This window comes from Tritonibacter sp. SIMBA_163 (assembly GCF_046535935.1).
GTDB classification, from domain to species: Bacteria; Pseudomonadota; Alphaproteobacteria; order Rhodobacterales; family Rhodobacteraceae; genus Epibacterium; species Epibacterium scottomollicae.
This window is the reverse complement of record NZ_JAWJBP010000187.1, coordinates 1-352: the sequence shown is the minus strand read 5'-3', so window position 1 is coordinate 352 and position 352 is coordinate 1. Positions and strand designations below refer to the sequence as shown.

General features: G+C 37.2%; 1 protein-coding gene. It reads left to right on the top strand.

The genetic code is table 11. The features are described from left to right. Positions 1-48: 48 nt before the first annotated feature. Positions 49-352, top strand: a 304-nt coding sequence (locus R0J92_RS22020; protein WP_411053217.1) for a hypothetical protein, incomplete at its 3' end; no start/stop codon positions are given.

The following is a 352-nucleotide window of genomic DNA, read 5'->3' as shown; positions in this document are numbered from 1 at the left end:
ATGGATTTTTTTAAGGACAAGCACCATGCAAAGCAATTGATAGAACTAATGAAATTTGAACTTGAGCATTCCCCGGAACTCATAGCGATTTTCACAGATCTGCAAACAGAACTTGAAAAAGCATTTGAGCAGTGGGTTGTAGAATTCGAAGGTATTGAACTTCAACCCTCTACTGAGACAATTCAATTCGAGCAATTAATCAAGTTGGCCCCGATTGAAGTGCGACCAACCACAGGTGAAGTGTTGGGCGCATTTGAATATCAGTCATTTTTATTGAAAAGTTGGCTGTATTTAGCTCATAATAAAAAGACCAGTGTATGCTTTTATGATTTTCCAGAAAATGAATTAAACG